Annotated in this window: 12 protein-coding genes; 4 read left to right on the forward strand and 8 right to left on the reverse strand. The window is 72.8% G+C overall.

What is annotated here, in order from left to right; all coding sequences use genetic code 11:
- Positions 1 to 55 precede the first annotated feature (55 nt).
- Positions 56 to 1,201, forward strand: a complete 1,146-nt coding sequence (locus HJC40_RS20040; RefSeq protein WP_250002717.1) for an ABC transporter substrate-binding protein — start codon at positions 56 to 58, stop codon at positions 1,199 to 1,201.
- A 27-nt stretch (positions 1,202 to 1,228) separates the two neighbouring features.
- On the opposite strand, the gene HJC40_RS20045 is transcribed toward HJC40_RS20040, so the two are convergent.
- From HJC40_RS20045 to HJC40_RS20060, 4 genes are read right to left on the reverse strand one after another with little or no spacing between them, the layout of a single operon-like run.
- Entirely contained in the window at positions 1,229 to 1,999 is a 771-nt protein-coding gene (locus tag HJC40_RS20045; protein ID WP_250002719.1) for a hypothetical protein, read from the reverse strand.
- Positions 1,996 to 2,859, reverse strand: coding sequence for a hypothetical protein (locus tag HJC40_RS20050; RefSeq protein ID WP_374272249.1), 864 nt, complete (start codon positions 2,857 to 2,859; stop codon positions 1,996 to 1,998). Before HJC40_RS20050 ends, HJC40_RS20045 begins: the two co-directional genes overlap by 4 nt.
- A gap of 25 nt (positions 2,860 to 2,884) precedes the next feature.
- Positions 2,885 to 3,409: a hypothetical protein gene (locus tag HJC40_RS20055; protein ID WP_250002722.1), complete on the reverse strand. Its 525-nt coding sequence runs from the start codon at positions 3,407 to 3,409 to the stop codon at positions 2,885 to 2,887.
- A gap of 9 nt (positions 3,410 to 3,418) precedes the next feature.
- Positions 3,419 to 5,695: an EAL domain-containing protein gene (locus HJC40_RS20060; RefSeq protein WP_250002723.1), complete on the reverse strand. Its 2,277-nt coding sequence runs from the start codon at positions 5,693 to 5,695 to the stop codon at positions 3,419 to 3,421.
- A 112-nt stretch (positions 5,696 to 5,807) separates the two neighbouring features.
- Here HJC40_RS20060 and HJC40_RS20065 point away from each other — a divergent pair, with 112 nt between their 5' ends.
- On the forward strand, positions 5,808 to 6,188 hold the full coding sequence (locus HJC40_RS20065; RefSeq protein ID WP_250002725.1) for an Hpt domain-containing protein: 381 nt from the start codon (positions 5,808 to 5,810) through the stop codon (positions 6,186 to 6,188).
- A gap of 6 nt (positions 6,189 to 6,194) precedes the next feature.
- On the opposite strand, the gene HJC40_RS20070 is transcribed toward HJC40_RS20065, so the two are convergent.
- Positions 6,195 to 7,328, reverse strand: coding sequence for a response regulator (locus HJC40_RS20070; protein WP_250002727.1), 1,134 nt, complete (start codon positions 7,326 to 7,328; stop codon positions 6,195 to 6,197).
- Between the two features lie 244 nt (positions 7,329 to 7,572).
- Between HJC40_RS20070 and HJC40_RS20075 the strand changes: the two genes are divergently transcribed.
- Positions 7,573 to 8,010: a nitroreductase/quinone reductase family protein gene (locus HJC40_RS20075; protein ID WP_250002728.1), complete on the forward strand. Its 438-nt coding sequence runs from the start codon at positions 7,573 to 7,575 to the stop codon at positions 8,008 to 8,010.
- Between the two features lie 20 nt (positions 8,011 to 8,030).
- On the opposite strand, the gene HJC40_RS20080 is transcribed toward HJC40_RS20075, so the two are convergent.
- A complete protein-coding gene (locus HJC40_RS20080; RefSeq protein ID WP_250002730.1) occupies positions 8,031 to 8,453 on the reverse strand; it encodes a response regulator in 423 nt (140 codons plus the stop codon).
- Positions 8,454 to 8,540: 87 nt separating this feature from the next.
- Positions 8,541 to 9,356, reverse strand: a complete 816-nt coding sequence (locus HJC40_RS20085) for an SAM-dependent methyltransferase (RefSeq protein ID WP_250002732.1) — start codon at positions 9,354 to 9,356, stop codon at positions 8,541 to 8,543.
- A 61-nt stretch (positions 9,357 to 9,417) separates the two neighbouring features.
- On the opposite strand from HJC40_RS20085, the gene HJC40_RS20090 reads away from it, so the two are divergent.
- The gene (locus HJC40_RS20090) at positions 9,418 to 11,382 is read left to right on the forward strand and encodes a PAS domain S-box protein (RefSeq protein ID WP_250002734.1); all 1,965 of its coding nucleotides are present in this window, start codon (positions 9,418 to 9,420) and stop codon (positions 11,380 to 11,382) included.
- Positions 11,383 to 11,395: 13 nt separating this feature from the next.
- Here the strand turns inward: HJC40_RS20090 and HJC40_RS20095 are convergent, their stop codons facing one another.
- Positions 11,396 to 12,631 carry an ATP-binding protein gene (locus tag HJC40_RS20095; RefSeq protein ID WP_250002736.1) on the reverse strand — a complete coding sequence of 412 codons (1,236 nt, stop codon included), beginning with the start codon at positions 12,629 to 12,631 and terminating at the stop codon, positions 11,396 to 11,398.
- Positions 12,632 to 12,633: the final 2 nt, after the last annotated feature.

A 12,633-nucleotide genomic window follows, 5' to 3' on the forward strand; every position in this document is an offset into this window, starting at 1 on the left:
GCACCTCCGTCTTCCTCACCGCACTCTTCATCAATCGACCCCTCGGAGGACCCTCATGCGACGCATCCGGACAGTGACTTCCCTGGCCGCCGCCGCGATCCTGCTCGTGGCCGGCTGCGGCACGGCCGACCAGGACTCGGCCACGCCCGCGCCCGGCGGCAGCGGCGGCGCGCTCACCCCGATCAAGCTGCAGCTGCAGTGGTTCTACCAGGCCCAGTTCGCCGGCTACATCGCCGCCGTCGACCAGGGCTTCTACAAGGAGCAGGGGCTCGACGTGCAGCTGCTCGAGGGCGGCGTCGACATCGTGCCGCAGACCGTGCTGGCGCAGGGCAAGGCCGACTACGCGGTCGCCTGGGTGCCCAAGGCCCTCGCGTCGCGCGAGCAGGGCGCCGGCATCACCGACGTCGGGCAGATCTTCGGGCGGTCCGGGACGTACCAGGTGGCCTGGAAGGACAGCGGCATCACCAAGGCGGCCGACCTCAAGGGCAAGAAGGTCGGCAACTGGGGCTTCGGCAACGAGTTCGAGCTGTTCGCCGGCATGACCAAGGCCGGCCTGGACCCGGGTAAGGACGTCACCCTGGTGCAGCAGCAGTTCGACATGCAGGCGCTGCTCAAGAAGGAGATCGACGCCGCCCAGGCGATGAGCTACAACGAGTACGCCCAGCTGCTCGAGGCCAAGAACCCGGCCACCGGCAAGCTCTACACCGCCGACGACTTCTCGATCATCGACTGGAAGACCGAGGGCTCCTCGATGCTCCAGGACGCCGTCTGGGCCAATACCGAGAAGCTCAACGACCCGGCGTACCAGCAGCAGACCGTCAAGTTCCTGACCGGCACCATCAAGGGCTGGGCGTTCTGCCGCGACAACGCCGAGAAGTGCCGCGACCTGGTCGTGGCCAAGGGCTCCAAGCTCGGCAAGAGCCACCAGCTGTGGCAGGTCAACGAGGTCAACAAGCTGATCTGGCCGGCCGCCGGCGGTATCGGCGTGATCGACGACGCCAACTGGAAGCAGACCGTGGACATCTCGATGACCACGAAGAACCAGACCGGCGACACGGTGCTGACCAAGGCCCCCGACGGCCTGGCCTTCACCAACGACTACATCAACCAGGCGATCACCGCGGCCAAGGGCGCCGGCGTCGATGTCAACGGCACATCGTTCCAGCCCACCACCGTCACCCTCACCGAGGGCGGCGCCTGATCCACCCGGCCGGCGCGGGTGGTCCCGTCAGATCGGGACCATCCGTGCGGCCAGCGCCACCGCGGTGAGGTCACCGTCGCGCAGCTTGCCGGCCGCCCCGATCGCGCCCAGGCTCTCGAGTCGCTGCGCGGTCGCCTCGATCAGCTCCTCGTCGCCGCCGAGCAACCGGCGCGCGATCTTGGCCTGCCAAGGGCTGAGATCGGCGTAGGCACACTGATCCAGGGCCTTGATCGTGGCGGCGTCGAGCGTGCCCGCGAGGGCCCGCTCGGTGACGACGCCGAGCAGCCAGTCGGGCCACCAGCCGTACTTGCCGACCACCAGCCCCGACCGCACGGCCGCGGCGGGGGTCTGGCCCGCGCCGACCAGGCGCATGGCCAGACTCATGTCGAACCGCTCGAGGCGCATGCCCTCGACGAAGACCTTGAGCAACGGCATCGTGCCGACGAACTTCTCGGCCTCGGCGGCCGCCTCGGGATAGCGGCCCCGCAGGACATGCAGGAGCGCGTACGCCTCGACGAGCCCTTCCTCGTCGGCCGCGCGCTCGCTCAGCCGCTGCACGGTCGCCTCCAGCCGGTCGACCGCCCGCCCGGCCCGCTCGCTGAGCTCGCTGCTCGAGGGCTTGTGCAGGTGACGCACCATCACGTCGGCGGCCAGCTCGGCCTCCCGCCGGAGCAGCCGCGAGCTGATCTTGGGCATGATCTCGTCGCTCAGCCCCTCGGTCACCGACGCGACGTCGAACCGCTCGGTCGCGTCGAGGAACTGGGCCCACCACGACGCAGGGTGTCCCGCGTGCTTCACGATCGTCCTCCTCGGTCGGGCAGCCGCGGCTGCAGCATCCCGGCCTTGACCAGGGTGCGGCTCAGCGGACGGGTGAGCTCGGCGAGGCGGACGCAGGCGTCCGCCCCGATCGCGTCGTAGGCCGGCTCGGCGAGCCGGTCGGTCATCGCCTCGAGGCCGGCGCGCAGCTCCCGGCCGGCGTCGGTGAGCGCCCCCTCGGCGTCGAGCAGGCCGCGGCCCCGGAGCCCGTCGGCCGCCTCGGCCCAGCTCTCGCGCCGCCAGCCCCGGCTGACCCGCAGGAAGCGTTCGTCCGCCTCCCCCGAGGCGACGTGCAGCAGCAGCGCCTCGATCCCGCCGACGCCGGCGGTCACCAGCGCCGCCACGTGCCCGTCGCCGCGGAACTCGCGCAGCAGCGTCTGCGCGTGCCACAGCACCAGGTGCGGCTCGTCGGGCCAGGGCAGCTCGGCGTGCGCGGCGAACAGCGGGCGGCCCTGGGGCCAGGCGGTCGCCGCCTCGGCCGCCCGGCGGGCCAGCGCGGCCGCCTCGGCCACCTCGGGCGAGGCGAGCGTCGCGGCGCCGAGCCCCCGGGTCAGCGCCGCGCCGGCCGCGGCCAGCCGGGCCTCGGAGATCGCGTCCGGCGTCGTGCGCTCCCAGGCCGCGGGCAACGCGTGGGCGACCAGGGCCGGGTTGAAGTTGTAGAAGGTGGCGATCACGACGCCCGGCCCGCACTCGCCGAACACGGCCCCGCGGGAGGCGAAGTAGCCGTCCTGCGGCCCGACCCCCAGCTCGGCGTAGCGCTCGGTGGCCTCCGGAGCGAAATAGATCATGGCGTGGAGCGGCTCGGTCACGCGCCACGCCCGCCTCTGCGGCGACTCGCTCACTGGCGCACTCCCCTCGTTCGGACTGTCATTCGGGCCGTCCTCGTTCCGAGCCGCCCCACGGCAGTTCCTCGGCTACGGCGTTCTCGATCGGTGCGGACGAGTGCGCCGGCGGTGGCCGATCGGCGACGGTGTGCCAGGCACCGGCCGTCCGGGCGGCGGCCCGGGTCACCATGTGCACCGGCAACGGCGGCGGCGTGAACGGCCCCGCGCCCCAGCGCACCCAGATCGCGACCCGCCCGGCCGCGGCCTCGGCGAGCAGCTTGTCGACCGTGCGCGGCCGATCCAGGCGGTCCACCTCGATCGCGATCGGCGGGCCGTCGGGGCGGGCGCAGGCGACGTCGAGCACCGAGGTGCCGCGCAACGGCGGCGGCAACGGGAAGACGCTCGGCGCGCGCCGGTAGACCCGCCAGCCCCGGCTCTCGCCCCACTCGGCGATCGTGTCGATGACGCGGGCGGTCGCCTGGTCGTTGCTCAGCTCGGCGAAGTGCAGCGCCTCCAGCCGGTCGGCCAGGGACCGCGCCGTCCGCGTGCCGTCGTCCGATGTGTCCATCGTCAAACCCTAAGCCCCGGCCACGGCGGGTTCGGAGCGCCGGGCCAGCATCTCGGTCATGCGCTCGCGGGTCAGCGGCCGGGCCAGGTGATACCCCTGGCCGAGGTGGTAGCCGAGCGCCTGCAGCCGGTCGGCCTGTTCCTGGCACTCGATGCCCTCGGCCACGGCGTCCAGGCCGAGCGCGCCGGCGAGCTGGACGACCGCGCGGGCCACCGCCTGCCGCGCCTCGGCGGCCGGGGTGCCGGGCTCGTCCCACTCGATGCCGTCCACGAACGACTTGTCGAGCTTGACGATCGAGACCGGGAACGCGCGCAGCAGGCTCAGCGAGGACTCCCCGGTGCCGAAGTCGTCGAGGGCCAGCCGTACGCCCATCTCGTGCAGCTCGTACAGCGTGCGCGAGACCTGCTTGCCGCGCAGCACGGCCGACTCGGTCAGCTCGAGCACCAGACGGTCGGCCGGCAGTCCGGTCTCGGCCAGCACGGTGCGCACCTCGTCGGTGAAATCCGGGTCGTGCAGCTGACGCATCGAGACGTTGACCCCGGTCTTCTGCAGGGAGTCCGGGCCGAACTCCTCGAGCCAGGCCGCGGCCTGCCGGCACGCCTCGCGCAGCACGAAGCGGCCGAGCGGCACGATGAGACCGGTGGCCTCGGCGGCCGGGATGAACTCGCCCGGCGGGACCAGGCCGCGGGTCGGGTGCTGCCAGCGGACGAGCGCCTCGACGCCGATCACCTGACCCCCGTCGAGCGCCATGACGGGCTGGTACTGCAGGTGGAACTCGCCCGCGTCGACGGCCCGGCGCAGGTCGCCGCCGATCCGGGCGTGGGCCAGGACCGGCTCCTCCATGCCGTCGTGGTAGCGCACCCGGTTGCCCTTGCCGCGCTGCTTGGCGGCGTACATGGCCAGGTCGGCGTGCCGCAGCAGGTCGTCGACCTCGATGCCGGGCGTCGCCGTGGCGATGCCGACGCTGGCGTGCGTGAGCAGGCGGTGCACGCCGATCGGCTCGGTCAGGGTCCTGAGCAGGCGGTCGGCCACGGCCTCGCCGACCACGTCGGGGCCGGTCAGCAGCACGGCGAACTCGTCGCCGCCGAGCCGGGCGGGCAGTGCGCAGGGGCCGGCCGTCGTCCGCAGCGCGTCGGCCACGGCGACCAGCAGCTCGTCACCGACGTCGTGGCCGAGCGAGTCGTTGACCGTCTTGAAGTCGTCGAGATCGACCAGGAGCACGGTCGCCCCGCCTTTCCCGAGCGCCGCGGCGACCCGCTCGCGGAACAGGCCGCGGTTGGCCAGGCCGGTGAGCCCGTCGTGGGCGCCGTCGTGGCGCAGCCGCTCCTCGGTGGCGCGCTTCTCGTCGAGCAGGCGGGTGTTCTCCCGGGTGGCGGTGAGCTGGCGTACGGCGATCAGCGCGGTCAGCACGACCACGGCGAGCACGACCACGCGGTCGGGCCCGGACAGGCCGCCGCGGAGCACGCCGAGCAGCGAGGCGTCGATGGCGATCATGGCCAGATAGGGCAGCCACTGGTTGGCTTGGCGCGCGCGGGACCCGGCCGAGTTCCTCTGCTGGTGCACGGCCCCCGTGGTCAGCAGGAAGGCGGCCGGCATGACGATCGCCTGGGCCAGCAGCGCACCCTCGTCGCCGTACTGCGACAGCACCGCGATGCCCCCCGCGACCAGCGCCGACGCGGCGATCAGCCGCAGCGCCCGCCGGTCGACCGGGCCACCGGCGATGTACGAGACCTTGACGACCGCCCCGAGGCCGATCAGGAAGGTCAGGCCGGTCAGCACGAGCGCCTGGGTGGTCCAGCGGTCGGTGGCGGTGGCCATGGGTACGAGTCCGAAGATCCAGATCAGGCTCCCGCCGCCGACGAAGGCGATCGCCCGGTCGACGAGCTGTCTGCGACGGGCCGCGGCGCCCGAGACGCCGAGCGGCACCCGGACGACCGCCCACATCGCGGCCAGCAGCCCCACGCCCGCGGGCACGGCGGTGCCATACGACATGTACGGCAGTTCCGGGGAGATCGCGAAGGCGGTGACCGCCAGCCACCCGTACCCGGTGGTGAGCCCGGCCATCCCGACGAGGAGCAGCTGCCAGAACCGCCGGCCCGCCGGTTCGAGCCGGGCCCGGCGCAGCAGCGCGGCGATCGACGAGATCGCGGCCACCCCGCCGAGCGGCATGAACAGATAGGCGACGGCGTCCGGCCCCGGACGGGTGAGGAACCACAGCGTGCCGAGCAGCAGGACCGTGGCGGCGGCCACGACATACCGGAGCGGCGCGCGCTGGTCTGTGTTCACCCCGCCTGATTCGGCATCGCCGGACGGCACCGTAGGACTCTTCACCGGTTCCCTTCGCAGATCACAGTCGAAACGGCCACCGGAACGGACCCCGGCAAGCAGGATGGAGAGCATGGAGAGCAGCCGGGAGGACGAGGTCCGGAGCCGTCTGGCCGACATCGCCGGCCCCGAGCCGGGACCGGGCGAGCAGGCCCTGATCGGCCGGCTGATCCGGTCGTACCTGGAGAAGACACCGGGCGGCGTCGACCGGCTGGGCGAGCTGCTGCGCGGCGGCGACACCGCCACGCTGCGCGAACAAGCCCACGCGCTGAAGGGATCGGCGTCGAACATCGGGGCCGACAGCCTGGCCGCCGTCTTCGCCGAGGTCGAGCGGGCGGCCCGGGTCGGCGACGTGCCCGATCCCGACCTCACGCTGGGCCGGATAGCCGCCGAGCAGGCCCTGGTCGTGCCCATCCTCGAACGGTTCGCGGGCGACGCCCCGGCCGGGCCCTGACGACGTTCAGAAGCGGCGGGCGCCCGGGACGGCCAGCACCGGCTCGATGATCTCGATCATCCGGGCGTAGTTGTTGAGCCGGTCGAGCAGCAGCTCGGTGACGACCATGCCCCGGCCGATCAGCACGAGGCCGTTGGTGGCCACGATGTCCTCGGCGACGCGCATGCCCACCTCGAGGTCGACCACCCGCAGCCCGCGGACCTTGTCCTTGACCTGGATGCAGCCCGTGACCTTGCGCAACGCGGCCAGCACGTGCAGGGCGCCGTGGTCACGGCACTCGAGCACGGTGATCGCGCTCTCCCGCTCGAGCCCGCGGCTCTCCAGCGTCTCGAAGTCCGTCGCGGTGCGCACGACGTCGATCGCGGTCTCGACCAGCGGGCTCGGGTGCGGCGGCGGGTTCAGGCTCAGGCCACGGACGATCTCGATGACGTCGGTGAGCATCGGGATGTTCTTGAGCAGCTGGACCGCGACGCCGGGCAGGGCGTCGACCATGGCCTGCTCGTCCTCGGTGCAGGGCAGCCCCTTGTCGAGCTTGGCCAGCACGGCCGGCGGCAGGGTGACCGCGCCGAGCTGGGACGCCATGGCGGCCACCTCGATCTCCCACAGCGCGTCGAGCTGCATCTCGTGGCAGAGCTCGGACACCAGGGTGCGGATCCGGCCGGCCCGGGCGAACGCGGCCGGGCTGGCCAGCTCGAGACAGCCGAACAGCGCCTGGAGGCTGGCCTTGAGCGTCTTGTCGAGCAGCTGGCGGTCGGCGGTCGACCGGCCGTGCAGCTCCACCGCCTCGCGCACGGTGTCGCGCAGTTCGTCGGTGCCCACGGGCTTGGCCAGGTAGCGGTAGACGCCGCCGTCGTTGATCGCGGCGATGGCCGAGGTGAGATCGCTCTGCGCGGTGTGCAGCACGCGCGTCGTGTCCGGGTATTCGAGCTGTACGCGGCGCAGCAGCTCGACGCCGTCCATCCCGGGCATGCGCAGGTCGCTGATCACCGCGGCCACCGGGCCGAATTCGCCCAGGAGGCGCAGCGCGTCGGCGCCGCTCTCGGCGACGAGCACCTTGTGGTCACGGCGCAGCTGGAGCGAGAGCGTCTCGAGGATGGTGCTCTCGTCGTCCACGAGCAGCACGGTCGGCCGTCCGGTCATTCTTGTCCCCCGCGAAACCGTCAAAGTGTCGTCCCTGTGCTCGCTTGATCGGACGTTCGGCGACGACGGCTGAGCGTTTCGCGCCCCGGCACCGATCGGCAACCGGATGCGCACCGTCGTGCCGCCTGCGGGTGCCCGCTGAGGCGGATGGGGCCCGTGCGGTCCAGGTCACCGGCTGATACAAACCAGTTAGTTTATTTTTGGGGTAGGGTCTGACGGAACAGGTCACATCGAAGGGATCACCATGGGAAACGCCACTGCCGGCGACCGGGAGCTCATCCGCCGGGCCCTGGCCATCAGCCCGGCCTCGAGCGCCCGGGACCGGACGGCCGACATCACGACGACCGGGGCGCGCACCGGCCGGCTGCGCCGGATCGAGATCTGGTTCTACCGCTTCGAGGACCGCATCTATCTCAGCGGCCTCCCGGGACGCCGCGGCTGGCTGGCCAATCTGGCCGCCACACCGCGTCTGACCTTCCACCTCAAGAACGGCGTTCAGGCCGACCTGCCGGCCACCGCCCGGATCGTCACCGACGAGCAGGAACGCCGTCGCGCCTTCACGCACTTCGTCGCCGACCTCAACCAGCCGCACGACCCGGCCCGCATCGGCCGCAAGACCTCCGTCGAGGACTGGATGGCCGGCAGCCCCCTCGTGGAGGTCCTGTTCGACGATTCTCTTTGAGCCCGGGATGCGGACCCCCGTCAGACCGACACCGGCCATCGCGCCGGGCAAGCGGAGTCGGCCCCGGAATGCCCGTGCGCGCCCAGCTCGACCAGGTCGTTGACGACCTCCCGGAGCTTGTCGTTGGGGCAGGGCTTGAGCAGCACCACGCAGACCCCGGCCCGCACCGGCGCGCCGTCCCCGGGGTGCAGATGCCCGCTGAGCATGACGATCGGGGTGTCGCGCAGCTCCGCGTGCTCGCGGATCGACCGGGTGAGCTCGAGGCCGTCCATCACCGGCATGCCGAGGTCGGTGAGCACCAGGTCGGGCCGGTGGGCGATCGCCAGGTCGAACGCGCGCTGACCGTCGGGCGCGTGCAGCACCGTGTAGCCGGACCGCTTGAGCAACCGGCTCAGGATCAGGGCGATGTCTTCGTCGTCCTCGGCGATGAGTACTACCGGCATCTTCGCTCCGCTGGTCGGGGCCACAGCACTCCAGCAACGTCACCTTCCAGCATGCGCCCGAGAAGTCCGGGATGTGCCGGTTTCCGGTTATGGCTTGACCGCGAGCCCGACCAGGAACGCCTGCTCGGCGCTCTCGCTCTCGCTCTGCCGGCCCGGTGTCGGACACCCGTCCCCGAACGTCCGCACACCCGGCGCGCGCAGGTCCCAGTCACCGAAGAGCGCCGTCGTCTCGCCGGCGTCCCGGGCGACCAGCGGAGCGGTGGTGTTGTTGTAGACACGCCGGACCTGCTCGACTTGCGGCGACGGGCCCTTCCGGCAGGCGTGCGTGAGCGCGAGCAGACTGCCGGTCGGCACGGCCGCGCGATAGGCGGCGAGGGCCGTGGTCAGCCGCTCGGTGTCGGGGACGAAGTGCGCGACCGACACCAGCAGGATGCACACCGGCCGGTCCCGATCGATCAGATCCCGTACGGGCGGGGAGGCGAGCACCTGATCGGCGTCCAGCAGATCGGCGTACAGGGCGTCGGCCGCCGGATCGTCCGCGAGCTGCCGCCGGGCGTGCACGAAGGCGACCGGCTCGAGGTCGACGCCGACCACCCGGCTGGCCGGATCGAGCCGGCGGGCGACGTCGTACGTGTTGCCGGCCGCCGGGATGCCGCAGCCCAGGTCGAGGAACTGGTCGATGCCCGCCTCGGTGGCCCGGCGCACCACTTCGCCCAGGAACTGCCGGTTGAGCCGGACGATCGCCGGGAGGTCGGGCATCGCGCCCCGGGCGGCCACCGCGGCCTGCCGGTCGACCGCGAAGTTGTGCCGGCCGCCCAGCAGGTAGTTGTAGATCCGGGCCACGCTGGGCCGCTGCGGATCCACCTCGGGCAGCGTGGCCGCCTGCTCCCCCAGCACGTTCATGGCCACGAGCGTAGGCAAATCAGCCCGCCCGGTCCGCCGTAATCGATAAGGTGGTCCGGTTATGGGCGATACGCACGGATCGATCGCAAGCGCGCCGGCCGATGCGGCGATGGCCGACGCTGCCCTGGTCGACGCTGTCCCCGTCGGCGCTGATCTGGTCGGGGCGATGCTGCGGTCGGCTCACGACGCGATTTGGACGGTCGGCCCGGACTTCACCGTGCGCTCGTGGAACCCGGCCGCCGAGAAGCTGCTCGGCTGGACCGCGGCCGAGATCATCGGGCGCGAGGCCGACCTGCTCGTGCCGCCCGACCGCCGTGACGACCAGCGCGAGATGCTGACCCTGCTGGCCGCCGGCGCCCGGCTGGAACGCTTCCGGACCCAGCGCCACCACCGTGACGGCCACTGGGTGCTGGTCACGCTCACCATGTCGCCGCTGCTCGACGGCGACGACCTGCTCGGGTTCACCGTGATCGCCCGCGCCGTCGGCCACCGGGAACGGCTCGAGTCGAGCCTGCAGGCCCTGCTCGAGGCGGCGCCGGACGCCTTCGTGGGGATCGGCGACGACGACCGGGTCGTGCTGGCCAACGTCCAGGCCGAGCAGCTGTTCGGCGAGACCCGCGACGGCCTGCTCGGCCGCCCGATCGGCGAATTGCTCGACGCGCCGCTGGGCGAGACGCCCGACCCGGCCGCCGAGCCCGCGACGGCCGTCCGCCTGGACGGCAGCACCGTGCCGGTCGAGGTGTCGATGAGCCCGTTGCCCACCGAGGAGGGGCGGCTGCGCTGCGCGGTGATCAGGGACGTCACCGAGCGGGTCCGCGCCCAGGACCGCGTGCGGCAGTTGCAGGCCGAGGCCGAGCGGGCCCGGGTCGAGGCGCAGCTGCAGCGCACCCAGCGGCTGGAGGGGCTGGGGCAACTGGCCGGCGGGGTGGCGCACGACTTCAACAACCTCATCGCGGTGATCGCCAACTACGCGACCTTCATCGAGGAGTCCGCCGCCGAGGCCGGGCTGGCCGAGATCGCCGGGGACGCCGCCCAGATCACCAAGGCCGCCCAGCGCGGCGCCGACCTGACCCACCAGTTGCTCGCCTTCGCCCGCCGCGAGGTGGTGCGCCCGCGGCCGCTCGACCTCAACGACGTCATCACCGACATCGAGCAGATGCTGCGCCGCTCGATCGGCGAGCACATCACCCTCTCGGTCCGCCTGAACGAGGGCCTGCCGTCGGTGACCGCCGACCCCGGCCAGATCGATCAGGTGCTGGTCAACCTCGCCGTGAACGCGCGGGACGCGATGCCGCGCGGCGGCCAGCTGAGCATCGAGACCCAGGAGATCGAGGTGGACCCGGACTACGCGGCCGGCCGCCCGCACCTGCGCACCGGCCGCTACGTGCGGCTGCGGGTCAGCGACACCGGCACCGGCATGCCGCCCGAGGTGATCGAGCGGGCGTTCGAGCCGTTCTACACGACCAAGCCGGCCGGGCAGGGCACCGGGCTGGGCCTGGCCACCGTGTACGGGATCGTCACCGCGGCCGGTGGCGACCTGCACATCTACTCCGAACAGGGCATGGGCACGACCTTCACGATCCTGCTGCCGACCACCGACGCCGCCCCGGCCCCGATCGAGGACGAGACCGGCCCCGCGCCCCGCATCACCCGCCCGGGCACGATCCTGGCCGTCGAGGACGAGCCGGCCCTGCGCGGCGTGCTGACCCGGATCCTGCACGCCGCCGGTCACCAGGTGCTCGTCGCCGCCGACGGCCCGGCCGCGCTCGAGCTGGCCGAGGGGCACGACGGACCGATCGACGTGCTGCTCACCGACGTCGTCATGCCCCACATGCTGGGCCGCGACCTGGCCGAGCGCTTCGCCGAGCTCTATCCCGGCACCAAGGTGCTCTTCATGTCCGGCTACGCCCGGCCGGTCCTCGCCTCCCAGGGCACCCTCGCGCCCGGCGTCACCCTGGTGGAGAAGCCGTTCAGCAAGAACCAGCTGCTGTCCGCCCTGCAGAAGGTGATGGAAGGCTCGGCCTGAGACCGGTCCGCGCTCAGTTCAGCCGGCTCTCGGTGGCCACGACGAAGTTGTCGAGCATCCGGACCAGGCCGTTCAGCGATTCCGCGGGCAGCACCTCGGCCGCCGCCCGGCGGAACGGCGCGTCGCCCAGCGCCGCCCGCAACCGGCTCAGGTCGGCCAGCTCGATCGGCGCCTCCGGGGTGCTCAGCGCGAGCTCGGTGGCCAGTGCCCGGCAGTGCAGCGTGACCGCCGCGGGCAGCCGGCCGGTCAGCGCGCAGACCACGCCCAGCCGGTGCAGGCCGGACGCCATGGCGGCCCGGTTGCCCCGCTCGGCGTCGACGGCCAGGGCCTGCCGCAGGTGGTGCTCGATCGCGGCCGGGTCGTCGGCCCCGCCGGGCAGGCCGAGCCGTTGCCAGCCCGCGAGTCCGGCCCGCCGGCCGAGCTGCTCGTCGACGGCCAGCCCCCGGTCGGCCGTGTCGGCGTCCCGATAGGCCGTCTGGCGCACCGACAGCAGCTCGCCCACCAGGATGTCGTCCACGATCGTGGTGATCGCCTCGGCGAGCGCGCGACCGGCCGCCGCCTCGTCCCGACCGGCCTGCAGGCTCGGGACCCAGCGGGCCGGGTCGACCACGCCGTTGTCGGCCAGGACGCGTTCGAGCCGCTCGGCCAAGCCGGCGAACTCCTCGCCGCCGTGACCGAGCAGCGTGTCGAGGTCTTCCAGCGCGCGGGGGTTGCCGCCGCAGAACGCCCAGGCCCGCGCCTGCTCGTCGGCGCCCAGCCCGGACAGCGACGGCAGCGACTTCATCAGCAAGCGAGCGTCGGCGCCGGTCAGCGGGCCGAGATGCAGCTCGGCCAGGCCGCGATGGGCGTCGCCGGGCAGCGTGACGGGATAGCGGCTGGTCATCACCAGCCGGCGGGGCCCGGCTTCGCGGACCCAGGCGGTGAGAAACCCGGTCAGGCCGGCGTCGACCGGCTCGGCCCGCCCGCCCGTGCCCGGCCGGGGCACGGCCGCGAAGTCGTCGACGACGAGGATGATCGGTTCGGTCACCGGGCGGGCCTCACCCAGAGCGATCATGACCTCGGCCACGGTGGCCGATCCGGGCACCCGGACCGTCCGGCCGCCGGGCCGTTCCCGCTCGAGCAGGGGCAGCAGCTCGGTCACCAGGCGGCTCTTGCCGATGCCGGGCATGCCGTGCACGACGAGTCCGGGACGGCGGGCGGAGCCGAGCAGCTCCCGCAGCTCGGCATGGCGTCCCACGAACTCGCCCATGC

It is taken from the genome of Actinoplanes sp. M2I2 (genome assembly GCF_023544445.1).
Taxonomy (GTDB): Bacteria; Actinomycetota; Actinomycetes; order Mycobacteriales; family Micromonosporaceae; genus Actinoplanes.

Bases quoted from the DNA above. Each gene is read 5' to 3' on its own strand.
- HJC40_RS20040 (WP_250002717.1), top strand. From the start codon at position 56: ATGCGACGCATCCGGACAGTGACTTCCCTGGCCGCCGCCGCGATCCTG.
- HJC40_RS20055 (WP_250002722.1), bottom strand. From the start codon at position 3,409: ATGGACACATCGGACGACGGCACGCGGACGGCGCGGTCCCTGGCCGAC.
- HJC40_RS20065 (WP_250002725.1), top strand. From the start codon at position 5,808: ATGGAGAGCAGCCGGGAGGACGAGGTCCGGAGCCGTCTGGCCGACATC.
- HJC40_RS20070 (WP_250002727.1), bottom strand. From the start codon at position 7,328: ATGACCGGACGGCCGACCGTGCTGCTCGTGGACGACGAGAGCACCATC.
- HJC40_RS20075 (WP_250002728.1), top strand. From the start codon at position 7,573: ATGGGAAACGCCACTGCCGGCGACCGGGAGCTCATCCGCCGGGCCCTG.
- HJC40_RS20080 (WP_250002730.1), bottom strand. From the start codon at position 8,453: ATGCCGGTAGTACTCATCGCCGAGGACGACGAAGACATCGCCCTGATC.
- HJC40_RS20085 (WP_250002732.1), bottom strand. From the start codon at position 9,356: ATGAACGTGCTGGGGGAGCAGGCGGCCACGCTGCCCGAGGTGGATCCG.
- HJC40_RS20090 (WP_250002734.1), top strand. From the start codon at position 9,418: ATGGGCGATACGCACGGATCGATCGCAAGCGCGCCGGCCGATGCGGCG.
- HJC40_RS20095 (WP_250002736.1), bottom strand. From the start codon at position 12,631: ATGGGCGAGTTCGTGGGACGCCATGCCGAGCTGCGGGAGCTGCTCGGC.